Below are 24,902 nucleotides of genomic sequence, written 5' to 3' on the forward strand. Positions count from 1 at the left end.
CGGTTAAGATTCTTTGCCGTACCACGGCACTAATGCCTGCTGCAAATGACGCAATGCCAGTTCGATGGCGAGTGCCACCACGGCAATCACTGCGATACCGGTGATGACAATACCGGTGTTAAGAAACTGCGCGGCGGACTGCACCATAAACCCGAGCCCCTGCTGTGCCGCGACCAGCTCTGCCGCCACCAGGGTTGACCAGCCCACGCCGAGACCAATCCGGATCCCGGTCAGCATCTGCGGCAGTGCTGACGGCAGGATCACATATCTCAGTACCTGAAGCCGGTTTGCTCCCAGTGACTGCACGGCGCGGATCCGGTTTCCCGGCGCGGCCATAATGCCCTGCATCGTTGAAATCAGGACCGGAGCGAGAATCGCTAACCAGATCAGCAGGATCTTGGTGGTTTCCCCGATCCCGAACCAGATAACAATCAGCGGCAGGTAGGCGAGCGGGGGAACCGGGCGGTACAGTTCAACCACCGGATCCAGTATTCCGCGTATCCGTGAACTCAGCCCCATCAGTACCCCCAGCGGGATCCCGGTGATAACCGCCAGAAGCAGCGCTTTGAGCATGCGGTCAAGGCTGGCCGCCAGGTGCTGCCACAGCGTGGCATTCATGTAACCGGATTCGGATAACGCCAGAAACTGGTGTCCTATCTGAGCAGGGGCGGGTAAATAGAGCGGATTAACCCACTGAAATGCGGTAATCAGCCACCAGCCGGTAATCAGCACGGATAAACTCACAATGCTGAGTAATAAACGGCTGTGGCGGGGTTGTTTATTTCCGGTTATATCTGCCATTGATGTCACTCCGTGTCCGTTAATTAACCGCGCTGATACGCCATTATTTTGTCTGACAGTGTGTCGCGGTGATGAATAAACGCCGGATCCGATTTAATCTCACGGATACGCCGTCCCTGCGACCATTGTTTATAAAACGGGGGTTCTTCTCCGGATATTATCCGGCCGGGATACGGCGCCATTAATATCAGCTTTGTGGCCATTAACAGTGCCTCTTCAATATCATGAGTAATAATAAAAAAGGCACTCTGCTGTTTTTGCCACAGCGTCAGAATTAAGGATTGCATCTGTTCTCTGTTGGCGGCATCGAGTGCGCCGAAGGGTTCATCCATCAGAATAAAATCAGACTTTACAGCCAGTGCCCGTGCAATACCGACCCGCTGACGCATACCGCCGGAGAGTGACCAGATATTGTCGGTAATAGCATGCAGTAATCCGACTTTTTGCAGGTTTTCTTCGACAATCGCTTTTTCTTCCTGCTTACCGAGCTTTTTAATTTTCAGTCCCAGTGCGACATTTTCATAGACATTCAGCCAGGGCATCAGTGCGTCATTCTGAAATACCACGGCTCTGTCAGAGGCGGGATGCTGAATGTCGTTTCCGTTCCGCGTTATTTTTCCGCCGGAGGGCGTTAAAAACCCGGCAACAATATTCAGCAGCGATGTTTTTCCGCAGCCGGAAGCGCCGAGAATAACGGTAATACCGTTATCCGGAATGGTTAAATTAATACCGGATAAGGTTGTCTGCGGCTGACCGTGATAAACCAGATCAATATTCTCCAGTACGATATCTGCCATTATTATTTCCCCGCCGCTGTGGTGACGGCCTCCGTATTGATATTTCCGGCATAGGAATCTTTAACCGAATCAATACTGCCCTGCTGCTGTAAAAACAGCGCGGTATTGCGGATATCATCCGCCAGGGTGGTCGTCAGGATCTGTTTTTGTTCTTTCAGAACGGGATAATCACTACCCGCCATCACGCCTGGTACATCTTCCGGGCGGGCACCGGTCAGTCGTGCAATTTTGCCTGTGATGTCAGGAAAGTCCGCAATAGTATTTTTGTTCCGCTGATACCACTGAACCTCAATATCAGTAACGGCGGCAAACTGCGCCAGAACATCAGGATGCTGTGCAGCAAATTTGCTGTCCGCGACCCACAGGTCATAGGTTGGTTTACCCCATGCCCGTACGTCGCGGCCGGAAATCAGGATCTGTCCGTTTGCTTTCAGCTGACTTAAGGCCGGTTCCCAGACATAGGCTGCATCAATATCACCTCTCTCCCATGCTGCGGCAATCTCAGCAGGCCGCAGATTAATCAGCTGTACCGATTTTTCATCAACATTCAGGTTCTCCAGTGTCGCAAGCAGGCTGTAATGGGCCGTGGAGGTAAAAGGTACGGCAATTTTCTTACCGGCCAGTCCGCCTGACGGATTACGGTCATTGCGGACAATCAGTGCCTCGGCGGTGTCAGGAATGCCGGAAATATAAAAAACCTCCACCGGCAGTCCGCGGCTGGCGGCAACAGTAAACGGCGCGGAGCCCATATTGGCGATATCCGCCTCACCGGCAGCCAGGGCGGTCAGCACATCCGCGCCGCTGTCGAATTTTTTCCAGATAATCTGTTTACCGGTGGCGGCCTCATAGGCGTGGTTTGCCTGTGCAATTTTGCCGGGATCGATAATCGCCTGATAAGCGATCACCACCGGTTTTTCAGTGGTTGCCTGTGGTGCAGGCGCTTTCTGGCTGTAAATAAATGCGCTTATCACCGCCAGCGCCGCCAGTAAGGACAAAATGACCTTTAATTTATTTTTTTTCTGAGGCTGATATAACGACATTATTTTCTTCCGTTATGAAGTCATGAGTAGTTATCTATTTAGTGTCAGAGAATATATTCCGGGAAAGAATTACTTTTTATATTGAAATGCCTTTTTGTTATACATGAATAATATTCCCGCTGAAGATCATTTTTCAATTAAAAGGAAGGGTGAGAAATTCGTTATTTTTTACGTGTAATTCATTGTTTGTCTAAGTGTGAATTCCGAAAATATACGGTTGATGAATAATCGTCATGATATATCAGATTATTTAGTTATGAGTTATGGCTTTATTTTCTTATTCTCAATAAGCCGTAATACGATAACCTGGGAAATAACGGAATAATAACCACAATGAGCAATGCGGGAGTAACAGGACTATGGCAGCACAGATATTACCGGAACAGGTATTTCCGGTTTCTGCGGAGCAGCTTGCGGCTTTGCAGACGGTAACAGCAGATTTTACCTCTCAGCAACTGGCCTGGTTATCCGGTTATTTGTGGGGACGGGGAAGTACGTCTGTGCAGACAGCTATTCTACCGGCATCAAATACAACAGACAGTGACATTATTACCATTATTTCCGCGTCACAAACCGGTAATGCACGTCGCGTATGTGAAGAATTAAAAACGCGTTTTCTCAGTGAAAAATTTGCGGTTAATTTGGTAAACGCCGGAGAATATAAATATAAACAGCTCGCCCGGGAGAAGATTGTCATTATTGTGACATCCACTCAGGGGGACGGTGAACCACCGGAAGAAGCGGTGGCGTTTTATAAATATCTGCATTCATCAAAACGCCCGGATCTCAGCGCAACAGCGTATGCCGTTTTCTCGCTGGGAGATTCGTCATACGAAAAATTCTGTCAGGCGGGTATTGATTTTGATACTCAGCTGGCAAAAGCCGGGGCAACCGCACTTGTGCCGAGAGCGGATGCGGATGTGGATTATCAGCCTGCGGCAGCGGCGTGGACAGACGCACTGACACAGGTGCTGAAAGAGAGGGGGATTGCGGCGGGAGATCCATCGCAGACTACCGCTCAGGCAGTCAGTGTCACTGAAAACCGTTACAGTAAAGACGCACCGCTGACAGCATCCCTCTCCGTTAATCAGAAAATTACCGGCCGCAATTCCCTGAAGGATGTGCGGCATATTGAAATTTCTGCCGGGGATTCGGGTCTGCATTATCAGCCCGGGGATTCCCTCGGGGTCTGGTTTGAGAATGATCCGGCACTGGCGGATGAAATTATCAGCCTGCTGCATGCAGATGCGGCAACGGAGATCACAGTGTCCGGCAATACCTGCACATTGCGCGAGGCGCTGATCCGGCATCTGGAGCTCACACAGAATAACGGGGTGACGGTCAGCAAATACGCACAGTTATCACAACATGACGCGTTATCTGCACTGATCAGTGATAAGCAGGCCGCGCTGTATTACGCGCAGAAAACACCTGTCGCGGAAATGCTGCGTCAGGCGCCTTCCCGGCCTTCAGCGCAGGCTTTCGCCGGTATTCTCCGGCCGCTGACCCCGAGACTCTATTCCATCTCATCATCACAGGCAGAAGCGGACGATGAAATTCATCTGACCGTCGGCGTGGTGCGTTATGACACAGATGGCCGGGCACGGACCGGCGGGGCTTCCGGGTTTCTCGCCGATCATATACAGGAGGGCGGGGATGTGCGGGTTTTCATTGAGTCTAATGATAATTTCCGACTGCCTGCTGACCCGGATGTGCCGGTCATTATGATCGGTGCGGGCACCGGTATTGCGCCGTTCCGTGCCTTTATGCAGCAACGGGAAAATGACGGTGCCTCCGGTAAAAACTGGCTTTTCTACGGCAATCAGCATTTTACCGAGGATTTTCTGTATCAGACCGAATGGCAGCGCTATGTGCGTGATGGTGTGCTGACCCAGATCTCGCTGGCCTGGTCGCGGGATAAACCGGCGAAAACCTATGTTCAGGACAAACTGCGCGAGCAGGGAGCGGACGTGTGGCGCTGGATTGAGGACGGCGCACATATTTACGTCTGCGGTAATGCGGGCCTGATGGCCAGTGATACCGAAGATGCATTACTGGAGATCATCAGCCGGTACGGTAACCGGGATCATGAATCAGCCGATGAGTTTTTAAGTGAGCTGCGCACAGCGCGCCGGTACCAGAGGGATGTCTATTAATGAGCGATAAATACAACGGGCCTTTAATCGTGGAAGGCAAACTGAGCGACAGCGAAAGAATGAAGCGCGACAGCAACTATCTGCGCGGCACCATCAAAGAGGATCTGAAAAATGGTCTGACCGGCGGATTTGAAGGGGATAACTTCCTGCTGATCCGCTTTCACGGCATGTATCAGCAGGATGACAGGGATATCCGGGCGGAACGCACAGAACAGAAACTGGAGCCGCGTCACGCCATGATGCTGCGCTGCCGTTTGCCGGGAGGTGTGATCACACCGGAACAGTGGCTGAGAATAGACAAATTTGCTGCAGAACAGACGCTGTACGGCAGTATCCGGATCACCAACCGGCAGACCTTTCAGTTCCACGGCATTCTGAAAGGGGATGTCAAACCGGCGCATCAGATGCTGCATGAGGCGGGGCTGGATTCACTGGCAACCGCCAATGATGTGAACCGCAATGTGCTCTGTACCTCGAACCCGGTTCAGTCCGGCCTGCACCGTGAAGCGTATGAGTGGGCGAAAAAAATCTCTGAGCATCTGCTGCCGCGCACCCGCGCTTATGCTGAAATCTGGCTGGATAAAGAAAAAGTGGCGGCAACCGATGAGGAACCGATCTTAGGTGAAACCTATCTGCCGCGTAAATTTAAAACCTCAGTGGTGATCCCGCCGCTGAATGATGTTGATCTGCACGCTAATGATATGAATTTTGTGGCGATTGAGGAAAACGGTAAACTGATTGGTTTTAATGTGCTGGTGGGCGGCGGCCTGGCGATGACTCACGGTGATACCGCGACTTTTCCCCGTCTGGCCAGTGAGTTCGGCTTTATCCCGCTGAAAGATACCCTGGCGGTGGCAGAGGCGATTGTCACCACTCAGCGCGACTGGGGAAACCGGACGGAACGCAAAAATGCCAAAACCAAATACACGCTGGAGCGGGTGGGGGTTGACACATTTAAACAGGAAACCGAACGGCGTGCCGGTATCACGTTTTCCCCGATCCGCCCGTATGAATTTACCCTGCGTGGTGATCAGATCGGCTGGTTAAAAGGGATTGATGACCACTGGCATCTGACGCTGTTTATTGAAAACGGGCGTCTGATTGATTTGCCGGGCAAACCGCTGAAAACCGGCGTGGCGGAAATCGCCAGAATCCACCGGGGAGATTTCCGGTTAACCGCCAATCAAAACCTGATTATTGCCGGTATTCCGGAGGCGGAAAAATCCCGTATCGAATCCCTTGCGCGGGCACACGGCCTTATCAGCGACAATGTCACACCGCTGCGGGAAAACTCAATGGCTTGTGTGTCATTCCCGACCTGTCCGCTGGCAATGGCGGAAGCGGAGCGGTTTCTGCCGGAGTTTGTCACAGAGGTTGAGAAAATTATGTCCTCGCACGGCGTGGGAAATGAAGAGATTGTTCTGCGGGTCACCGGTTGCCCGAACGGCTGCGGAAGAGCCATGCTGTCGGAGGTGGGATTGGTCGGCAAAGCGCCGGATCGCTATAATCTGCATCTCGGCGGTAACCGCACCGGCACCCGTATCCCGCGCATGTACCGCGAAAATATCAGCTCAGCGGTGATTTTATCGGTGCTTGATGAGCTTATCGGACGCTGGTCACAGGAGCGGACGGACGGGGAGGATTTCGGCGATTATCTGATCCGCGCCGGGGTGGTAACACCGGTTCTGAATTCCGCCGTGGATTTTTATGAGGCAGGTGCTGCCTGAAATAAAAAACCGCGCCGTGTTACGCGGCGCGGTTTCAGTATTCACAGCAAAAATGTATCAGCGGCCGGCATTATTCAGCAGCAGATAAATATTGTCGTCGCCGCGTAAAATATTCAGTGCCAGCACGCTTGGCTTGCCGTCGATAATTTTGCGCAGTTCAACAATGGTCATCACACGCTGGTTGTTGACGCCGATAATCAGGTCTCCCGGCTGAAGGCCGGACATGGCCGCCGGAGAATCTTTCTGTACCGCGTCAATATTCACGCCTTTATTACCCTCTTTATTACTGCCGTTGCTCAGGGTTGCGCCCTGAAGCAGAGTGGTCAGGTTTTCCGCTTTGGTGGTCTGGCCTTCGCTGTCATCCAGGATCACGCTGACTTCCAGCGGTTTGCCTTTGCGCAGCAGACCGATTTTCACTTCTTTACCCGGTGCGGTGGTACCGATTTTGGCTCTCAGTTCCGCAAAGCTGCTGACGCGTTTGCCGTCAACTGAGACCAGCACGTCACCGGACTTAATCCCCGCTTTGGCAGCGGCGGATTTCGGGATCACTTCACTGACAAACGCCCCGCGCTGAGCTTCCACACTCATTGCCTTGGCGATATCTGCGTTCATTTCAGCACCGCGGATGCCGAGGGAGCCGCGTTTGACTTCACCGGTGGCAATCAGCTGTGAGGTCAGGTCTTTGGCCATGTTACTCGGGATAGCAAAGCCGATCCCGATATTACCGCCGCCCGGTGCCAGAATCGCGGTGTTGATACCGATCAGTTCACCGTTGAGATTGACCAGCGCACCGCCGGAGTTACCCCGGTTGATGGAGGCATCGGTCTGGATAAAGTTTTCCAGCCCTTCCACATTCAGACCGCTGCGGCCTAATGCTGATATAATCCCGGAGGTCGCGGTCTGACCCAGACCAAACGGGTTCCCGACAGCAACGGTGAAATCACCGACGCGCAGTTTATCGGAATCCGCCAGGGTGATGGCGGTCAGATTCGGGGCATTTTTCACCTGTAACAGGGCAATATCGGTCTGCGGATCACGGCCGATTAAGGTCGCGTCATATTTGCGGCCATCATTGAGCTGGATCTGAATTTTATCCGCATTCTGAATAACGTGGTTATTGGTCAGAATATAGCCTTTCTGTGCATCAATAATGACACCGGAACCCTGTCCCTGGAACGGGCGGACACTTTCCTGCTGTGATGGCATATTCGGGCCGAAGAAGAATTTAAACTCTTCCGGTACCTGCTGGCGGGCAACGGCGGTACCGGAAACTTCCACGCTGACCACAGCGGGCAGCACTTTTTCCAGCATCGGTGCCAGGCTCGGCAGAGATTCGCCGGTGGCCATTTTGGCCGGTAAGGCCGCATTTGATACCGCAGGCAGCGCCGCGAGGGATAACCCGAGGCTGATGGCAACAGCACTGAGCAGGTTTTTTTTCTTTTTATTCATCATTCGTTTTGTGTCTCATCAATTAATAAGCTGAATCTGCAGGCATGAGAAGCCGCAGCATACGCAGATACTCCTATGACTCTATGTGTGTGTAAAAGTTCCTCATTCAACGGAAATAAAACAACCTTTACAAGGCTTTACGTGAACTGAAGATTAGTGAGGGGAATGGTTTGGAAGACTGTATTAAGCGGCTGAATTCAGGCGAAAAAAAACCGCAGTCGCCTGCGGTTTCAATGATTAGCTTTCTTTATTTTCGACGGGACGGAACAGGCCGGATGAGCCGTCTGAATAATCACGCGGCGGCATTTTTACCGGCGCCTGGTCATTATCGGCTTCAGCTTCCGTCAGGCGGTAGCTGAACGGATTATCCTGTGCGGACAGTTCCGGCATAAGTTCTGATGAACTTTTCGCCATGTGCTGATATAACTGGCGGTAATCTTTCGCCATATTATCCAGCAGTTCTGCACTGCGGGCAAAGTGGCTGACCAGCTCTTTGCGGTACTCTTCCAGTTCGGCCTTGTTTTTTTCCAGGTCCCGTTTCATGGCTTCCTGCTCTCTGAACTTAGAACTGCCCAGACGAACGGCCAGCGCACCAATGATTAAACCAACTGCTAATCCGATGAGTGCATATACCCAAATCATGGCTACTCCTTTAAGTGCATCATGCGCGTTAGAATCTGTTGTCACTATAACCGGATTTGCTGTCCGGGGGGAATAGTGAAGGTAAGGCTTTCCGGCATTATCCCGGATTTCCGGGTATAATACCCGCCGCTACATCATAAAAATCTCAATAAAAACCTCTGATAATATTAAGGGATTACCGTTTATGAGCACAACACCGCGTGAGTTGTATCAGCAGGCACTGAACGGCAGCGGATTTGCGCCGGACGACGTGCAGCGGCGTACCGTTGACCGGCTGACAGAGATGCATCAGGCGCTCCTGATGCGCACACCATGCTCCCCTGAGCCGGAAAAAGGGCTGCGCGGCACCCTGAACCGCTGGCTGAAAAAAGCCCCCGCGCCGGTGAGTTGTCCGCCGGTGCAGGGTATTTATATGTGGGGCGGGGTCGGGCGCGGCAAGACCTGGCTGATGGATCTGTTTTATGACAGCCTGCCCGGGCCGCGTAAGCTGCGGCTGCATTTCCACCGCTTTATGCTGCGGGTGCATGAGGAACTGACGGCGATTCAGGGACATGAAAATCCGCTGGAGAACATTGCCGACGGCTTTGCACAGGAAACGGATGTTCTCTGTTTCGATGAGTTTTTTGTCGCCGATATCACGGATGCCATGATCCTCGGCACTCTGCTGGAAGCCCTGTTTCAGCGCGGTATCGCGCTGGTGGCGACCTCCAATATCCCGCCGGATGATCTGTACCGTAACGGATTACAGCGCGCCCGGTTTCTGCCGGCCATTGATCAGATCAAAAAATACTGTGATGTGCTGAATGTGGATGCGGGGATTGATTACCGTCTGCGCACGCTGACTCAGGCCCATCTGTGGCTGACCCCGGCGGATGCGGAAACGTCAGCGGCAATGGACAGCATGTTCTCCCGGCTGACCGGCGGACAGAAAGCCGGTCAGGCGGCGCTGACCATCAATCACCGTCAGCTGCCGGTGGTGCGGGAAACGGATGGTGTGCTGGCGGTGACTTTCCGGACACTGTGTGAGGATGCGCGCAGCCAGCTCGACTATATTGCGCTGTCGAAAATCTATCACACCGTGCTTTTGTATGAGGTTCCGGTGCTGACCACGGAAAATGAGAATGCGGCGCGGCGTTTTCTGGCGCTGGTGGATGAGTTTTATGAGCGGAAAGTAAAACTGATTATTCAGGCGCAGAGCGGGATGGATTCTCTTTATCAGGGGCAGTTATTGTCCTTTGAGTTCGCCAGATGCCTCTCCCGGCTGCAGGAAATGCAAAGTGAGGAGTACCTGAAACTGCCGCATCTGGTATAATGCGCGCGCCTGAAAAGGGTTTCGGGGAAATTTTTTTAATTTGGGGTCGATTTTTTGCAGGGACTTCTCTATAATCTTGCGACCCCACGTTACAGCTGTTTTCTTTATTTCCCAAAGAAGACTGCAACTAGCGCCAGATGATTCTGCTCGAAGGGGTAGGTTTACTGGACAAGCGTCGTGTGAGCCTCAGTTTCTGAACATTGGTTCACCAACATGTAACTTATTTATTGGGTAAGCTTTAATGAAAACTTTTACAGCTAAACCAGAAAGCGTACAACGCGACTGGTTCGTTGTTGATGCAACCGGCAAAACTTTAGGCCGCCTTGCAACTGAATTAGCCCGCCGTCTGCGCGGTAAGCACAAAGCGGAATATACTCCTCACGTTGACACCGGTGATTACATCATCGTTCTGAACGCAGAAAAAGTTGCTGTAACCGGCAACAAGCGTACAGACAAAGTGTACTATCGCCACACTGGCTACGTTGGTGGTATTAAGCAAGCGACCTTCGAAGAGATGATCGCACGCCATCCTGAGCGCGTTATTGAAATCGCTGTGAAAGGCATGTTGCCGAAAGGCCCTCTGGGTCGTGCAATGTACCGTAAACTGAAAGTTTACGCAGGTAACGAGCACAATCACGCGGCACAGCAACCGCAAGTTCTGGACATTTAATCGGGATTATAGGCAATGGCTGAAAATCAATACTACGGCACTGGTCGCCGCAAAAGTTCATCCGCTCGTGTCTTTATTAAGCCGGGTAGTGGTAACATCGTCATCAACCAACGCAGCCTCGAAAACTATTTCGGCCGCGAAACAGCACGCATGGTAGTTCGCCAGCCGCTGGAACTGGTTGAAATGTTAGAAAAACTGGACCTGTACATCACTGTTAAAGGTGGTGGTATCTCTGGTCAGGCAGGCGCAATCCGTCACGGTATCACCCGTGCTCTGATGGCGTACGACGAATCTCTGCGTTCTGAGCTGCGTAAAGCAGGCTTCGTAACGCGTGATGCACGTGAAGTTGAACGTAAAAAAGTGGGTCTGCGCAAAGCACGTCGCCGTCCACAGTTCTCCAAACGTTAATCACTGGTTTCGTTGGAATACAAAAAACCCGCCATCGGCGGGTTTTTTTATAACCGTATAACTGCCGCAAATTATCCCGACATAACCTGTAATTTCATGTTTATTTCATGAATCTGTCCCTGTTAACCCCCATTTTTAGTGTTTTTGAATGATTTTTTGCCCTGACTCACCCTAAGTTGAGCAAAATCTGGTAAACTGGCACAAACATTTTTCTCGCCCCTGAACACACTGCCGCGCGCCCGGATTGGCGCGCTGTGGTTTTCTTTCCCGGATTCAGTGAGAGATTACAGGTAGGAATGGCGTAGTGCGCTGTTCATTCCTTTATTTTGATAAACTTGGAGGTTTTCATGGCTGTCGCTGCCAACAAACGTTCGGTAATGACTCTGTTCTCCGGCCCGACCGATATTTTCAGCCACCAGGTACGGATTGTACTGGCGGAAAAAGGGGTAAGTTTTGAAATTGAGCATGTCGAAGCAGGCAATCTGCCACAAGACCTGATCGATCTGAACCCATACCAGACGGTACCGACACTCGTGGATCGCGAGCTGACCTTATATGATTCACGTATTATCATGGAATACCTTGATGAGCGTTTCCCGCATCCGCCGCTGATGCCTGTTTACCCGGTGATGCGTGCGCAGAGCCGTGTGATGATGCACCGCATCGAGCAGGACTGGTACTCGCTGATGAATAAAATTGAAAAGGGCTCTGCCCAGGAAGCGAACCAGGCCCGCAAACAGTTAACGGAAGAGCTGGTTGCTGTCTCGCCGGTATTCAAAGAATACGCGTATTTCATGAATGAAGAATTCAGCCTGGTGGACTGCTATCTGTCTCCGCTGTTATGGCGTCTGCCGGTACTGGGTATCGACCTGTCCGCACGTCCGTCTTCTGATACCAAACACCTGCAGTTCTACATGCAGCGCGTGTTTGAGCGTGACTCTTTCCTGGCTTCCCTGACGGAAGCTGAGCGTGAGATGCGTTTACAGTCACGGGGTTAACCGCTGATGGATATTCAGGAATTAACACCGCGCCGCCCTTATCTGCTGCGGGCGCACTATGAATGGTTACTGGATAATGAACTGACACCCCATCTGGTGGTGGATGTGAACACCCCCGGTGTGAATGTGCCGATGGAGTATGCTCAGGATGGTCAGATTGTCCTGAATATTGCACCGCGCGCTGTGGGTAATCTGGAAATGACCAACGAGTGGGTCGGTTTTAATGCCCGTTTCGGCGGTGTTCCGCGCCAGGTGGATGTGCCGATGGCTGCCATTATTGCGGTCTACGCCCGTGAAAACGGTGCCGGGATGATGTTTGAGCCGGAAGTGGCTTATGAGGCTGCGGAAGAAGAAGATATTCTGACTCCGGCAGTGGATAACATCACCCTGATCCACGACGAACCGGTAAAACCGGCGGAAGAAAGCACCGACGGGGATGACCCGGAGCCGCCGAAACCACCGCGTGGCCGTCCGAACTTACGTGTCGTGAAGTAACAGACCGATAAATAAAAAAGACCGCGAAAGCGGTCTTTTTTGCATTTAAGGCAGCATGATCAGGTAATTACTCTGCTCATACGTGCAGATAATCGAGAATACTTTCTGCCGCCCGGCGGCCTTCGGCAATGGCGGTAACCACCAGATCCGAGCCGCGTACCACATCCCCGCCGGCGAAAATACCGCTGACAGAGGTTTCAAACGGATAAGTTGCCTGTGCCGGGGCGCTGATCCTGCCCTGCTGATCCCGTGTGACACTGAGAGCGTCCAGCCACGGCATCGCGTGCGGCCGGAAACCGAAAGCAATAATGACCGCATCGGCATCAATAATAAAAGCGGAATTATCATCCGTTTCAATCTGACGGCGGCCGCTGCTGTCCGCATCACCCAACCGGGTGGTTAATACGCGGACACCACAGGCGTTACCCGTTGCATCGGTTTCAATGGCGGATGGCTGACAGTTAAAACGGAAATTAACCCCTTCCTCTTTGGCATTTTTCACCTCCCGGCGCGAACCCGGCATGTTCTCCTCATCCCGGCGGTACACACAGGTTACTTCCGCAGCACTCTGACGGATGGCGGTCCGCAGGCAATCCATTGCCGTATCTCCGCCGCCGAGTACCACGACGCGTTTATTCTTCAGGTCAATAAACGGAGCGGAATCATCATCCGGCAACCCCATCACCTGACGGGTATTGCCGATCAGATACGGCAGGGCGCTGTACACCCCGGCGGCATCTTCATTTTTCAGCCCGCCGCCCATCGACTGATAGGTGCCCGCACCAATAAAGACGGCATCATAATTCTGCTGTAACTCACTGAGCGTGATCTCTTTTCCGATCTCGGTATTCAGCTGAAACTCCACGCCCATCTCTGTGAACAGCTCACGGCGGCGCTGCATAATGGATTTTTCCAGCTTAAACGACGGAATACCGAAGGTGAGAAGCCCGCCGATTTCCGGGTGTTTATCAAACACCACCGGGGTTACGCCGTTGCGGATCAGCACATCGGCACAGGCCAGCCCGGCAGGACCGGCGCCAATCACCGCGACCTTTCTTCCGGTCGGACGGACAGCGGAGAGATCCGGTTTCCAGCCCATTTCAAAGGCTTTATCGGTGATGTAACGTTCAATATTGCCGATGGTGACCGCGCCAAACTCGTCATGCAGGGTACAGGCACCTTCGCACAACCGATCCTGCGGACACACCCGGCCGCACACTTCCGGCAGGCTGTTGGTCTGGTGTGACAGCTCTGCGGCCTCAATAATCCGGCCTTCCTCCGCCAGCCGCAGCCAGTTGGGGATATAGTTATGTACCGGGCATTTCCATTCACAGTACGGATTACCACAGCCGAGGCAGCGGGTCGCCTGCTCTTTCACCTGCGGCGGCGAAAACGGCTCATAAATCTCGATAAATTCGGTTTTACGGAGTGCCAGCGGCAGCTTTTGCGGATCCGTACGCTGTAATTCAATAAACTGATAAACATTGCGGCTCATCTTGATTCCCCTTACTGTGCCCGGATCCGTAATTCAGTGTCTGCGTGGCGGGTTACCCCGGCAAGTGCATAAATATCCGCAGATTTCGGCTTGACGAGGATAAACCGCCCGGCCTGCTCTGTCCAATCTCTGAGAAGTGCGTCTGCTCTGGCGGAACCGGTCAGGCGGCGGTGGTCTTCCAGCATGCCGCGCAAATGTTCCTGCAGAACCGGCAGCCCGCTGATATCGCGGGTTTCCGCCATTTCAGGATTGACACGTCCGGCGGCGGTGCCGTCCTCATCATAGAGATAAGCGAATCCGCCGGTCATCCCGGCCGCGAAGTTAATTCCGGTTTTGCCGAGCACACAGACAATCCCGCCGGTCATATATTCACAGCCGTTATCACCGACGCCTTCGACCACCGCGAGTGCGCCGGAGTTACGGACAGCAAAGCGCTCTCCGGCACGGCCTGCGGCGTAGAGTTTGCCGCCGGTGGCACCATACAGACAGGTATTTCCGGCAATTGTGGTGTCGTGAGCGGCAAAGGCAGAACCCGGATGCGGATGCAGAACAATCTGCCCGCCCGCCATGCCTTTACCGACATAGTCGTTGGCATCGCCCGTGAGCGTCAGTTCAATCCCGGCGGCATTCCAGACCCCGAAACTCTGCCCGGCGGTGCCGGTAAAATGCAGTTTCAGCGGCGAGGCGGCGATCCCGCTGTTGCCGTACAATTCTGCCACAAAGCCGGAGAGCGCAGCCCCCACTGAGCGGTCGGTATTGCGGATATCATAATAAAAGGCACGGGATTGCTGTGTCTGCACACAGGTCCGGGTATCTTCCAGGATGCGGCGGTTCAGTTCCCCCTTATCAAACGGCGGGTTAGTTTGAGAGCAGAACAGTGCCGCACCTTCATGCGGTACCGGAGAGACCAGTAAATCGGACAGATCCAGTTTCTGCTGCCGGGCAGTGGTGCCTTCAATTCTGACCAGCAAATCAGTGCGGCCGATAAGATCGGTCAGTTTTCTCACCCCCAGTTGCGCCATCAGCTCACGGGTTTCCTGTGCAATAAAGCGGAAATAGTTCATTACCCGCTCCGGCAGGCCGTGATAGTGATCGCGGCGCAGCGTTTCATCCTGGGTTGCCACGCCGGTGGCGCAGTTATTCAGGTGGCAGATGCGCAGATATTTGCAGCCGAGGGCGACCATCGGGCCGGTACCGAAACCAAAGCTCTCCGCACCAAGAATGGCGGCTTTGATGATATCCAGTCCGGTTTTCAGTCCGCCGTCTGTCTGTAAGCGGATTTTATGGCGCAGACCGTTGCTCACCAGTGCCTGCTGGGCTTCTGCCAGCCCCAGCTCCCACGGGGTACCCGCGTATTTGACAGAGGTGAGCGGACTGGCGCCGGTGCCGCCGTCATACCCCGAAATGGTGATGAAATCGGCATAGGCTTTGGCCACACCGGTGGCAATGGTGCCGACGCCCGGTTCAGAGACCAGTTTGACGGAAATCAGTGCTTCCGGATTGACCTGTTTGAGATCGAAAATCAGCTGTGCCAGGTCTTCGATAGAGTAAATATCATGGTGCGGCGGCGGGGAAATCAGGGTGACGCCGGGCACCGAATAGCGCAGCGAGGCGATATACGGCGTGACTTTATCTCCCGGCAACTGGCCGCCTTCGCCGGGTTTTGCGCCCTGTGCCACTTTGATCTGGATAACCCGCGCGCTGCGCAGATACCCCGGTGTCACACCAAAGCGGCCGGAGGCCACCTGTTTGATTTTAGAGTTTTTTTCTGTGCCGAACCGCGCCGGGTCTTCTCCGCCTTCGCCGGAATTGGAGCTGCCGCCGAGCCGGTTCATGGCGACAGCCAGTGCCTCATGGGCTTCCGGGCTGAGGGCACCGATAGACATGGCGGCGGTATCAAAGCGGGAAAACAGGGATTCCGCCGATTCAGTTTCATCAATGCTGATGGGGTGCGTGTCCGTGCGCAGTGCCAGCAAATCGCGCAGCATAGCCGCCGGACGACCGTTTACCAGGGCAGCATAATGCTGATAATCCGCATAATGTCCGCTGTGAACCGCTTTTTGCAATGTTGCGATCACATCCGGGTTATAAGCATGATATTCACTGTTATGAATGTATTTCAGCAAACCGCCCGCATCGAGTGGTTTGCGCGGCAGCCAGGCGAGGCGGGACAGATTATGCAGATCCTGCTGAAAATCACTGAAATCCGCGCCGCCGATCCGGTTCGGTACACCCCGGAAGCAGAGCTCTGCCACAGAATCACTCAGGCCGACTGCTTCAAACAGTTTGGCACAGCGGTAGGAGGAGACAGCAGAGATCCCCATTTTGGACATGATTTTATACAGTCCTTTGTTGATACCGTTGCGGTAGTTGAGCAATACCTGTGCCGGTGAGTGCGTGAGGACGTTATCACTGCACAGTTTCAGCAGGGATTCACAGGCAAGATAAGGGTAAATGGCGGTGGCACCGAATCCGAGCAGCACAGCAAAATGATGCGGGTCACGGGCACCGGCGGTTTCGGCGATGATATTGGCGTCACAGCGCAGGCTCTGGCTGACCAGCCGTTGCTGTACCGCGCCTACCGCCATCGGTGCCGGGATCGGCAGGGTGTCCGGGGAAATCTGCCGGTCACTCAGTACCACCAGTACAGTACCGGCGCGGACAGCGGCTTCCGCATTATCACACAGGGTGCGGATCGCCTGTTCCAGTGTGGTTTCCCGCGGATCAAAACAGAGTGACAGATGTTCTGCACGGTAATAATCCGGATCACGGCTCAGTAATTGTTCGAAATCCGTGTGCATCAGCACCGGTGAGGCCATACTCAGCCGGTGTGCCTGGCCTTCCGCTTCGCAGAAGACATTCATTTCCCGGCCGATGCTGGTGGCGAGCGACATAACATGGGCTTCCCGCAGCGGATCGACCGGCGGGTTGGTTACCTGGGCAAACTGCTGGCGGAAATAGTCATAAATCAGGCGCGGGCGGGCGGAGAGTACCGCAAACGGGGTATCATCCCCCATTGAGCCTACCGCTTCCTGGCCGTTTTCCCCCAGCACCCGCAGAACCTGCTCCAGCTCTTCCAGGGTGTACCCGAACTGTTTCTGATACACCGCCAGTTGTGCATCACCGAAGGCGCGCTGCGGCGGTGTTTTATTCATCAGATCCTGATACGGCGTGAGCCGCACAACATTTTTCTCCAGCCACGCCTTGTACGGATGACGGGTTTTGAGATCGTTATCGGTCTCGCGGGTATGCAGGATACGGCCTTCCTGTGTATCAATCACCAGCAGTTCGCCCGGCCCGACACGGCCTTTTTCAGTGACTTCATCCGGCTGATAATCCCAGATACCGATCTCAGAGGCGCAGGTGATCAGTTTGTCTGTGGTAATGACATAACGGGCAGGGCGCAGCCCGTTGCGGTCGAGGTTACAGGCGGCATAGCGCCCGTCAGAGATAACAATTCCGGCCGGGCCGTCCCACGGCTCCATATGCATGGAGTTAAAATCAAAAAAGGCGCGCAGATCATCATCCATATCCGGGTGATTCTGCCAGGCAGGCGGCACCAGCAGCCGCATGGCACGCACCAGATCCATCCCGCCGTTGAGAAACAGTTCCAGCATATTATCCAGCGAGCTGGAATCCGAACCGGTTTCATTAACAAACGGGGCGGCGGTGATGAGATCCGGGATCAGCGGTGTGCGGAATTTATAAGCACGGGCACGGGCCCACTCGCGGTTACCGGTGATAGTGTTGATTTCGCCGTTATGGGCGAGATAGCGGAAGGGCTGTGCCAGCGGCCAGCGTGGAACGGTATTGGTTGAAAAACGCTGGTGAAACAGGCAGATAGCGGATTCCATTCTTAAATCGGCCAGATCCGGATAAAAACGCGGCAGATCGGCGGCCATGCACAGCCCTTTATAAATCGTCACCAGATTGGACAGGCTGCAGACATAAAAATCCGGGTCGCTGATGCGCTTTTCAATCCGGCGGCGCGCCATAAACAGGCGGCGTTCCAGATCCCGTGCCCGCCAGCCTGCGGGAGCATTGATAAAGACCTGCTCAATCTGCGGCATACCGGCGAGGGCGATTTCGCCGAGGATCTCCGGTCTGACCGGCACTTTACGCCAGCCTGCGATAAACAGTGTTTCGTCCGCCAGCTCTTCTTCGATAATATCGCGGCAGGCTTGTGCAATGACCGGATCCTGACTGAGAAACAGCATCCCGACTGCATAATTACGCGCCAGCCGCCATTCATTCTCCGCAGCAATCATCTGAAAGAAGCGATCGGGTTTTTGTAATAACAAACCGCAGCCGTCCCCGGTTTTGCCGTCGGCGAGGATCGCACCGCGGTGCTGCATCCGCGCCAGCCCGCTGATGGCAGTACGCACGACTTTGTGGCTGGGTTGTCCTTCGAGGTGGGCAATCAGGCCGAAACCGCAGTTGTCCTTATCCTGTGACGGGTTATAAAGCATAAGTGGCCCCTTTTGCATGTCTCACATTAGGCCGCATTTCTGCGGCAAAGCTGTTTCCGGGCCTCAGTCAGCCCTGCTGACGACAGATATCTCAGCAAAGGGTATTGTGATGTGTGTTTGTGCCGCGACCGGCAAGCGAATAATTATTATATCGGTGCTGACCACAGGTGATCCGGAACGTCGTTTTTCAACTTACCGGGAAATACGGTGACGGTCAAATATCAGGTAACTGACAGTATGTGAGCATGGTTTTTGCGATAATTTAATGAAAAAAAACTATTTTCAGGATTTTAATCCGCTGTTTCCGCAACCGGAGTACCGATTTTTTGTGTGATGTACATCACTGTTTTTTGCGGGTTATTACCGCGCAGCATGGGCATTTTTATTTATAACCTGATTTTATCTGCTCTGTTTCTGCTAATTTGCAGATAAATGTCGTGTTTTTAATTTTATTCAGATAAAAAAACAGTACCGGGTGGTAATCCGGCCATATTATCCGGCTGAGGATGCCTGTAACGCCGGCTGATTTGATTTTTTACTTAATCCGCGCCGGAAACGCTGTGATCCGCCAATTTTACGTTATGATACTAACCCTCATTCAGCGGGTGGAGCAGGTATGAAATTGCTACGCGGTTTAGCACAATATTATGTTGATTTACTGATGAAACTGGGCCTGGTCCGGTTTTCGTTATTGCTGGCATCGGGACTGGTGGTGCTGGCGATGGTGGTGCAGATTGCTGTCACCATGCTGCTTCAGGGGGAAGTACAGAGCATTGACCTGGTGCGCTCTGTCTTCTTCGGCCTGCTGATCACGCCGTGGGCGGTCTATTTTATGTCTGTGGTGGTTGAACAGCTGGAGGAATCCCGCCAGCGCCTGTCCAGACTGGTCAGTAAACTGGAAGTGATGCGCAAGCGGGATCTCGAACTCAATGAACAGCTGAAAGAGAACATTACCCAACTGAATCAGGAGATTACCGAGCGCGAAAAAGTTGAGGATGAACAGGTTGTTCTGCTGGATAAACTGAAGAAAGAGATCAGCCGCCGCGAACAGACCCAGCTCGAATTTGAACAGCAATCTGTCCTGCTGCGCTCCTTCCTTGATGCTTCGCCGGACCTGGTGTATTACCGCAATGAGAAAAATGAGTTTTCCGGCTGTAACCGCGCGATGGAACTGCTTACCGGCCGCAGTGAAAAACTGCTGCGCGGCCTGACCCCGCGCGATATTTATGAACCGGAAATCGCTGATAAGGTGATGGAAACGGATGAAAAAGTGTTCCGTCATAATGTTTCGCTCACCTATGAGCAGTGGCTGGTCTACCCGGACGGACGCAAAGCCTGCTTTGAGCTGCGCAAAGTACCGTTCTATGACAGTGTCGGCAAACGCCACGGCCTGATGGGCTTTGGTCGTGATATCACTGAGCGCAAGCGTTATCAGGAAGCGATTGAAAACGCCAGCCGTGAGAAAACCACCTTTATCTCCACCATCAGTCACGAACTGCGTACGCCACTGAACGGGATTGTCGGGCTGAGCCGCATTCTGCTGGATACGGATCTCAATCCGGAACAGGAAAACTACCTGAAAACCATTCATGTCAGCGCCGTCACCCTCGGCAATATCTTCAATGACGTGATTGAGATGGACAAACTGGAGCGGCGCAATGTCCGCCTCGATACCCAGCCGGTCAATTTCACCGAATTTATTTCTGATCTGGAAAACCTGTCCGGCCTGCTGGTGCAGCCGAAAGGGCTGCAGTTCACCCTCGACCTGATCCAGCCGGTACCGTCTGTGATCATGGCGGATGGCACCCGTCTGCGCCAGATCCTGTGGAATCTTATCGGCAACGGCGTGAAGTTCACCCGCGAAGGCGGTATCACGGTGAAAGTGTGGCGTGAAGCCAATGATATGCTCTGCTTTGAGGTGCGGGATTCCGGTATCGGCATTCCGAAGGATGAGCTGGAAAAAATCTTCGCCATGTATTACCAGGTAACGGACAGCGCGGGCGGACGCCCTGCCACCGGTACCGGTATCGGCCTGGCGGTCTCCCGCCGTCTGGCACAGGCAATGGGCGGTGATATCACCGTGACCAGTGAGCCGGGCAAAGGCTCCTGCTTCACGCTGTCGGTCTGCGCACCGGCCCAGGAGGCTCCGGAGGAGGAGGACGATGACGGTCTGCTGCTGCCGGCCCTGAATATCCTGCTGGTGGAAGATATCGAGCTGAATGTGGTGGTGGCGCGCTCTGTCCTGGAAAAACTGGGTAATACGGTGGATGTCGCGATGAACGGCCGTGACGCGCTGGCGATGTTCTCGCCGGAGGAGTACGACCTTGTGCTGCTGGATATTCAGCTGCCGGATATGAGCGGACTGGATATCGCCCGTGAGCTGCATCAGCGTTATCAGGCGGATGATTTACCGCCGCTGGTGGCACTGACCGCCAATGTGCTGAAGGATAAAAAAGAGTATCTGGACGCCGGTATGGATGACGTGCTGAGCAAACCTCTCGCTGTGGGCGCTCTGACGCAGATGATAGCGAAATTCTGGGGAGACGGTAGTGAGGCACTGCCTGCGGAGGAAAGCGGCTCAGCGGCGTCTGAGGACGTGTATGCGCAGTCACTGGATCTGGAGATGCTGAATCAGTACATCGAACTGGTGGGACCGAAACTGATTGAAGACAGCCTGGATGTGTTTGAAAAAATGATGCCGGGCTATCTGGCGATCCTCAATTCCAACATGGTGGCGAAAGACCGCAAAGGCATTGCGGAAGAGGGACATAAAATCAAAGGCGCCGCCGGGTCAGTCGGGCTTATCCATCTGCGGCAGGTTGCACAGCAGATTCAGTCACCGGAATTACCGGCATGGGACGATAACGTGCAGGAGTGGGTCGATGAACTGAATCACGATTGGGAAAGTCAGGTGGGAATTTTAAGAAACTGGCTGGCAAATCGCAGGTAAAAAATAACCCCAACCGAGGTTGGGGTGCGCGAATACTGCGCCAACACCAGGGAAACTGGTTCACCCGCGACAACTATTTATCGTTATTTAGGCGAGTGATGAAATAGGCTCTTACATCATACAGGCTTCAACATAGCAAAGATAAGTATTTTTGTTACAAGATTCATTAAAAACTGTGATGAAGATTGGTGTTTGCACCTCTAAAGGGTTAAGCATTAATCTACTACAAAAGGAGTCAGATATGAAATCTGTTGGTATCGTTTTAAGCGGATGCGGTGTTTTCGACGGTAGTGAAATCCATGAATCCGTTCTTTCGCTGCTCAGTTTAACCCAATCCGGCGCACAGGTGTATTTTTTTGCACCGGATGAACCTCAACGCACTGTTATCAATCATCTTTCCGGTGAGGAAAAATCAGAAAAGCGCAATATGCTGGAAGAGTCAGCACGGATTTCACGCGGAGAAATCCGTCCGCTGGCCGAAGCGGATGCGTCACAGCTGGATGCACTGATTGTTCCGGGCGGTTTCGGTGCGGCAAAAAATCTGTGCGATTTTGCCGTAAAAGGTGCTGACTGCGAAATAGATAAATATTTTTTATTATTGACGCGTGGGATGTTATCTCAGGGCAAACCGATGGGATTTATGTGTATTGCACCGGTGATGATCCCGAAAATCGTTAATTCATCAGTACAACTTACCATTGGCAATGATTCTGATATTGCGGCGGCGATCGCGGAAATGGGCGGCGTACATGTCAATTGCACGGTGGATAATATCGTCGTAGATGAAACCCATAAAATCGTGACAACCCCAGCCTATATGCTGGCTGAGAATATCGCACAGGCACAGATCGGGATTGATAAACTCGTGAAGAAAGTGCTCGGAATGGCCTGATAAAGAATGAGGGAAATGATGGGGAGGATATTGCGGTTTCTGCGAAAAATAGTTGTTTTTGTTATGTTGTTATGGGTAACAATGATAATTTTGTTCGCGTTCCTCCCTGTCCCTTACTCTATGGTGATGCTGGAAAGGCAGCTTTCGGCATGGTCAACATTCAATTTTTCTTATGTCGCTCACAGTACATGGGCGGGTGAAGACGCTATTTCCCCGCAGATGAAGCTGGCGGTGATTGCGTCTGAGGATCAGAATTTCCCGCACCACCACGGTTTTGACTTTGGTGCTATCTCCGACGCACTGTCAAAAAGCGGTAAGAAAGGCAGGGCGGCACGCGGTGCATCCACACTGAGCCAGCAGACGGTCAAGAACCTGTTTCTGTGGGATGGCCGCAGCTGGGTACGAAAAGGGCTGGAAACGCTGCTGACGCCCGGTATTGAGCTGGTCTGGTCAAAGTCACGGATCCTGACGGTGTATCTCAATATCGCGGAGTTCGGGCCGGGAATTTTCGGTGCCGAAGCGGCGGCGCAGCACTTTTTTGGCAAAAGCGCGAAAAATCTGACGGCGGCTGAGGCTGCATTACTGGCTGCCGTGCTGCCGAATCCCCACCGGTTGCATGCGGATAAACCTTCCGCGTATCTCCGCCAGCGTCAGCAATGGATATTGCATCAGATGCAGTTGCTGGGCGGAACAACGTTCCTGAAGAAAAATAATCTGGCTGATAATTAGCCGCAGTATAATGAATTTATCTTACTGATTTGTTTTTTTACAAAAATGATAAGTAAATATAATAATGACCGCAGCTCAGACTGTTTTGGTATAATATTCTTATTATTTGTTATTTATTGATATATCCTGCATTTTATCTGCATTCAGGCGGATGAGCAGAAAGCAGGCATCCGGCACGGGCATAAAAAAACCTGACATTAAGTCAGGTTTCTTATCGGTTTCCGAAAGCAGACGGAATTAATTCAGCCAGGTAAAGGCGGTGGTGACTTTTTTCGCGCCATCCGTTTCACTGGCTACTTTCGCCGCGGCAGCCCCTTCCTGACGGGTAACCACCCCTAACAGGAAAATCTCACCGTTTTCAGTGATTACCTTGATATTCGCGGATTTTACCGCATCACTGGTCAGCAGCTTAGAACGGACTTTTGTCGTAATCCAGGCGTCTTTGGAGGCAGTCCCCAAATCAATCGGTGTTCCCTGGCGGACTTCGTTATACACCAGTTCGGTACCGTCCACTTTGGCGGCAATCTCTTTTGCCCGCCGAGCCAGAGAGAGATCTTCCGCCTGACCAATCAGCAGGACTTTCCCCTGATAAGCCACCGGAATAATCCGCTGCTGTTTGATATCTTTATCTTTATTGAGCTGGCCGCTGACACGGGCTTCCAGTGTGCCGTCATCGACCTGTGTGCCGACAGAACGGGGGTCTGATGCGGCTTTGGTCGCAACTGCCGCAGATCCGACAAGTGCTGCGCCGATACATCCCTGTAACAGTAACGCGCTGCAGATTAGTGCTGCCACGGGCACAATTCTCATAATATCTCCTTAGTCTTCCTGGTGGGGGAAAAGGGTATTGTCGATTAAATCACATAAACAATTCACCGTCAGCATATGCACTTCCTGTATGCGGACACTGTGCTGTGAGGGTACGCGGATTTCCGCATCACGCGGACCCAGCAGACCAGCCAGCTCCCCGCCGTCGTAGCCGGTCAGGGCCACAATGGTCATATCACGGGTCACCGCAGCTTCAACCGCTTTGATAATATTGCGGCTGTTGCCGTGTGTGGATATCGCCAGCAGCACATCACCGGTCTGGCCGATGGCGCGGACCTGCTTGGCATAAATTTCATCCTGCTGCCGGTTGGCGGCGATTGCGGTCATCACCACATTATCCGTATTCAGTGCCAGTGCGGGCAGGCTCGGGCGTTCGGTTTCAAACCGGTGGATCATACTGGTGGCGAAGCGCGAAGCTGTCGCCGCCGACCCGCCGTTACCGCAGCAGAGGATTTTATTGCCGTTGAGCAGCGACTGAACCATCATCATGGCCGCCCGGGAAATAGCATCCGGCAGGGCTTCTGCGGCTGCAATCTGCGTCTGAATACTTTCAGTAAAACACTGTTTAATTCTGTCTAACACGTATAAGTCCTGCTATCAGCAACGGATAACGACATTAACAAAAGTCGGCGTGACCAAAGGCATTTTTCAGCCAGTCGATATGGTCACCGGTTATGGCGCAAATGTCAAAACGGCAGTCACAGGTCAGCATACTCAGCTGTTGCTGAGATAACCAGCAGGAAGCCGCATAAAGTAAGCGGCGCTGTTTGGTTTTTGTGACACTGGCAGCCGCTCCGCCATAGTGTGCATTGCGGCGGTAGCGGACCTCGGTAAACACCCAGGTGCCGCTGTCCCGCATAATTAAATCAATTTCGCCCCGGCGGAAACGGACATTCTGCGCAACAAATGTCAGTCCCTGCTGTTCCAGCCAGCGCCGGGCAAATTGTTCATGACGACGGCCTGTCAGCCATGTAAGCATAAATACGTTCCCTGTATATCAGCAATATAAAGGTGACATCCTGTCACCTGTAAAATTCAGACAAA

20 protein-coding genes are annotated in these 24,902 nt (G+C 53.0%); 10 read left to right on the forward strand and 10 right to left on the reverse strand.

Translation table 11 applies throughout. The features are described 5' to 3' along the window. Window positions 1–3: 3 nt before the first annotated feature. Genes tauC through X965_RS00375 form a run of 3 tightly spaced genes read right to left on the reverse strand, consistent with a single transcriptional unit; the run spans window position 4 to window position 2,638 of the window. Window positions 4–801 carry a taurine ABC transporter permease TauC gene (tauC, locus tag X965_RS00365; protein WP_036416561.1) on the reverse strand — a complete coding sequence of 266 codons (798 nt, stop codon included), beginning with the start codon at window positions 799–801 and terminating at the stop codon, window positions 4–6. Window positions 802–824: 23 nt separating this feature from the next. Then, the gene (locus X965_RS00370) at window positions 825–1,598 is read right to left on the reverse strand and encodes a taurine ABC transporter ATP-binding protein (RefSeq protein ID WP_036416563.1); all 774 of its coding nucleotides are present in this window, start codon (window positions 1,596–1,598) and stop codon (window positions 825–827) included. Between the two features lie 2 nt (window positions 1,599–1,600). Continuing rightward, the gene (locus X965_RS00375; protein WP_036416566.1) at window positions 1,601–2,638 is read right to left on the reverse strand and encodes a glycine betaine ABC transporter substrate-binding protein; all 1,038 of its coding nucleotides are present in this window, start codon (window positions 2,636–2,638) and stop codon (window positions 1,601–1,603) included. 359 nt (window positions 2,639–2,997) lie between these two features. On the opposite strand from X965_RS00375, the gene cysJ reads away from it, so the two are divergent. Both cysJ and cysI read left to right on the forward strand, forming a co-directional pair. After that, the gene (gene cysJ, locus X965_RS00380; protein ID WP_036416568.1) at window positions 2,998–4,794 is read left to right on the forward strand and encodes an NADPH-dependent assimilatory sulfite reductase flavoprotein subunit; all 1,797 of its coding nucleotides are present in this window, start codon (window positions 2,998–3,000) and stop codon (window positions 4,792–4,794) included. After that, window positions 4,794–6,521, forward strand: coding sequence for an assimilatory sulfite reductase (NADPH) hemoprotein subunit (gene cysI / locus X965_RS00385; protein WP_036416570.1), 1,728 nt, complete (start codon window positions 4,794–4,796; stop codon window positions 6,519–6,521). Before cysJ ends, cysI begins: the two co-directional genes overlap by 1 nt. Window positions 6,522–6,578: 57 nt before the next feature. Here cysI and degQ read toward each other — a convergent pair whose 3' ends face one another. Both degQ and zapG read right to left on the reverse strand, forming a co-directional pair. Beyond that, on the reverse strand, window positions 6,579–7,973 hold the full coding sequence (gene degQ / locus X965_RS00390) for a serine endoprotease DegQ (protein WP_004236340.1): 1,395 nt from the start codon (window positions 7,971–7,973) through the stop codon (window positions 6,579–6,581). A 234-nt stretch (window positions 7,974–8,207) separates the two neighbouring features. Further along, window positions 8,208–8,612 carry a Z-ring associated protein ZapG gene (gene zapG, locus X965_RS00395; RefSeq protein WP_004236342.1) on the reverse strand — a complete coding sequence of 135 codons (405 nt, stop codon included), beginning with the start codon at window positions 8,610–8,612 and terminating at the stop codon, window positions 8,208–8,210. 184 nt (window positions 8,613–8,796) lie between these two features. On the opposite strand from zapG, the gene zapE reads away from it, so the two are divergent. The 5 genes from zapE to sspB all read left to right on the forward strand — a co-directional run bounded on the left by zapE (window position 8,797) and on the right by sspB (window position 12,495). Next, window positions 8,797–9,924: a cell division protein ZapE gene (gene zapE / locus X965_RS00400; protein WP_036416573.1), complete on the forward strand. Its 1,128-nt coding sequence runs from the start codon at window positions 8,797–8,799 to the stop codon at window positions 9,922–9,924. 241 nt (window positions 9,925–10,165) lie between these two features. After that, entirely contained in the window at window positions 10,166–10,594 is a 429-nt protein-coding gene (gene rplM, locus X965_RS00405; RefSeq protein ID WP_004236344.1) for a 50S ribosomal protein L13, read from the forward strand. Window positions 10,595–10,609: 15 nt separating this feature from the next. Further along, entirely contained in the window at window positions 10,610–11,002 is a 393-nt protein-coding gene (gene rpsI / locus X965_RS00410) for a 30S ribosomal protein S9 (protein WP_015422974.1), read from the forward strand. 347 nt (window positions 11,003–11,349) lie between these two features. Continuing rightward, a complete protein-coding gene (gene sspA, locus X965_RS00415) occupies window positions 11,350–12,000 on the forward strand; it encodes a stringent starvation protein SspA (protein ID WP_004236347.1) in 651 nt (216 codons plus the stop codon). Between the two features lie 6 nt (window positions 12,001–12,006). Beyond that, entirely contained in the window at window positions 12,007–12,495 is a 489-nt protein-coding gene (gene sspB, locus X965_RS00420; RefSeq protein WP_004240493.1) for a ClpXP protease specificity-enhancing factor, read from the forward strand. A 76-nt stretch (window positions 12,496–12,571) separates the two neighbouring features. Here the strand turns inward: sspB and X965_RS00425 are convergent, their stop codons facing one another. Together X965_RS00425 and gltB are read right to left on the reverse strand one after the other, a co-directional pair. Beyond that, a complete protein-coding gene (locus X965_RS00425; protein WP_036416575.1) occupies window positions 12,572–13,990 on the reverse strand; it encodes an FAD-dependent oxidoreductase in 1,419 nt (472 codons plus the stop codon). An 11-nt stretch (window positions 13,991–14,001) separates the two neighbouring features. Continuing rightward, window positions 14,002–18,459: a glutamate synthase large subunit gene (gene gltB, locus X965_RS00430; protein WP_036416577.1), complete on the reverse strand. Its 4,458-nt coding sequence runs from the start codon at window positions 18,457–18,459 to the stop codon at window positions 14,002–14,004. Between the two features lie 661 nt (window positions 18,460–19,120). Between gltB and arcB the strand changes: the two genes are divergently transcribed. The 3 genes from arcB (at window position 19,121) to mtgA (ending at window position 23,030) form a co-directional block, all read left to right on the forward strand. After that, a complete protein-coding gene (gene arcB, locus X965_RS00435; RefSeq protein WP_371257979.1) occupies window positions 19,121–21,409 on the forward strand; it encodes an aerobic respiration two-component sensor histidine kinase ArcB in 2,289 nt (762 codons plus the stop codon). Between the two features lie 241 nt (window positions 21,410–21,650). Continuing rightward, window positions 21,651–22,301: an isoprenoid biosynthesis glyoxalase ElbB gene (gene elbB / locus X965_RS00440; RefSeq protein WP_004236355.1), complete on the forward strand. Its 651-nt coding sequence runs from the start codon at window positions 21,651–21,653 to the stop codon at window positions 22,299–22,301. A 6-nt stretch (window positions 22,302–22,307) separates the two neighbouring features. Then, a complete protein-coding gene (gene mtgA / locus X965_RS00445; protein ID WP_036416578.1) occupies window positions 22,308–23,030 on the forward strand; it encodes a monofunctional biosynthetic peptidoglycan transglycosylase in 723 nt (240 codons plus the stop codon). Window positions 23,031–23,267: 237 nt separating this feature from the next. On the opposite strand, the gene dolP is transcribed toward mtgA, so the two are convergent. From dolP to X965_RS00460, 3 genes are read right to left on the reverse strand one after another with little or no spacing between them, the layout of a single operon-like run. Beyond that, window positions 23,268–23,840, reverse strand: coding sequence for a division/outer membrane stress-associated lipid-binding lipoprotein (dolP, locus tag X965_RS00450; RefSeq protein WP_004236357.1), 573 nt, complete (start codon window positions 23,838–23,840; stop codon window positions 23,268–23,270). Between the two features lie 9 nt (window positions 23,841–23,849). Continuing rightward, a complete protein-coding gene (diaA, locus tag X965_RS00455; RefSeq protein ID WP_004240488.1) occupies window positions 23,850–24,440 on the reverse strand; it encodes a DnaA initiator-associating protein DiaA in 591 nt (196 codons plus the stop codon). Window positions 24,441–24,474: 34 nt separating this feature from the next. After that, a complete protein-coding gene (locus X965_RS00460; RefSeq protein WP_004236359.1) occupies window positions 24,475–24,837 on the reverse strand; it encodes a YraN family protein in 363 nt (120 codons plus the stop codon). Between the last annotated feature and the right edge of the window lie 65 nt (window positions 24,838–24,902).

Source organism: Morganella sp. EGD-HP17, from assembly GCF_000512315.2.
GTDB lineage: Bacteria > Pseudomonadota > Gammaproteobacteria > Enterobacterales > Enterobacteriaceae > Morganella > Morganella morganii.

Coding starts and splice junctions, on each gene's coding strand:
- dolP (WP_004236357.1), bottom strand. CDS start 23,840: ATGAGAATTGTGCCCGTGGCAGCACTAATCTGCAGCGCGTTACTGTTA.
- elbB (WP_004236355.1), top strand. CDS start 21,651: ATGAAATCTGTTGGTATCGTTTTAAGCGGATGCGGTGTTTTCGACGGT.
- zapG (WP_004236342.1), bottom strand. CDS start 8,612: ATGATTTGGGTATATGCACTCATCGGATTAGCAGTTGGTTTAATCATT.
- rplM (WP_004236344.1), top strand. CDS start 10,166: ATGAAAACTTTTACAGCTAAACCAGAAAGCGTACAACGCGACTGGTTC.
- X965_RS00375 (WP_036416566.1), bottom strand. CDS start 2,638: ATGTCGTTATATCAGCCTCAGAAAAAAAATAAATTAAAGGTCATTTTG.
- mtgA (WP_036416578.1), top strand. CDS start 22,308: ATGAGGGAAATGATGGGGAGGATATTGCGGTTTCTGCGAAAAATAGTT.
- cysI (WP_036416570.1), top strand. CDS start 4,794: ATGAGCGATAAATACAACGGGCCTTTAATCGTGGAAGGCAAACTGAGC.
- X965_RS00460 (WP_004236359.1), bottom strand. CDS start 24,837: ATGCTTACATGGCTGACAGGCCGTCGTCATGAACAATTTGCCCGGCGC.
- sspA (WP_004236347.1), top strand. CDS start 11,350: ATGGCTGTCGCTGCCAACAAACGTTCGGTAATGACTCTGTTCTCCGGC.
- X965_RS00370 (WP_036416563.1), bottom strand. CDS start 1,598: ATGGCAGATATCGTACTGGAGAATATTGATCTGGTTTATCACGGTCAG.
- tauC (WP_036416561.1), bottom strand. CDS start 801: ATGGCAGATATAACCGGAAATAAACAACCCCGCCACAGCCGTTTATTA.
- rpsI (WP_015422974.1), top strand. CDS start 10,610: ATGGCTGAAAATCAATACTACGGCACTGGTCGCCGCAAAAGTTCATCC.
- arcB (WP_371257979.1), top strand. CDS start 19,121: ATGAAACTGGGCCTGGTCCGGTTTTCGTTATTGCTGGCATCGGGACTG.
- degQ (WP_004236340.1), bottom strand. CDS start 7,973: ATGATGAATAAAAAGAAAAAAAACCTGCTCAGTGCTGTTGCCATCAGC.
- cysJ (WP_036416568.1), top strand. CDS start 2,998: ATGGCAGCACAGATATTACCGGAACAGGTATTTCCGGTTTCTGCGGAG.
- zapE (WP_036416573.1), top strand. CDS start 8,797: ATGAGCACAACACCGCGTGAGTTGTATCAGCAGGCACTGAACGGCAGC.
- X965_RS00425 (WP_036416575.1), bottom strand. CDS start 13,990: ATGAGCCGCAATGTTTATCAGTTTATTGAATTACAGCGTACGGATCCG.
- sspB (WP_004240493.1), top strand. CDS start 12,007: ATGGATATTCAGGAATTAACACCGCGCCGCCCTTATCTGCTGCGGGCG.
- gltB (WP_036416577.1), bottom strand. CDS start 18,459: ATGCTTTATAACCCGTCACAGGATAAGGACAACTGCGGTTTCGGCCTG.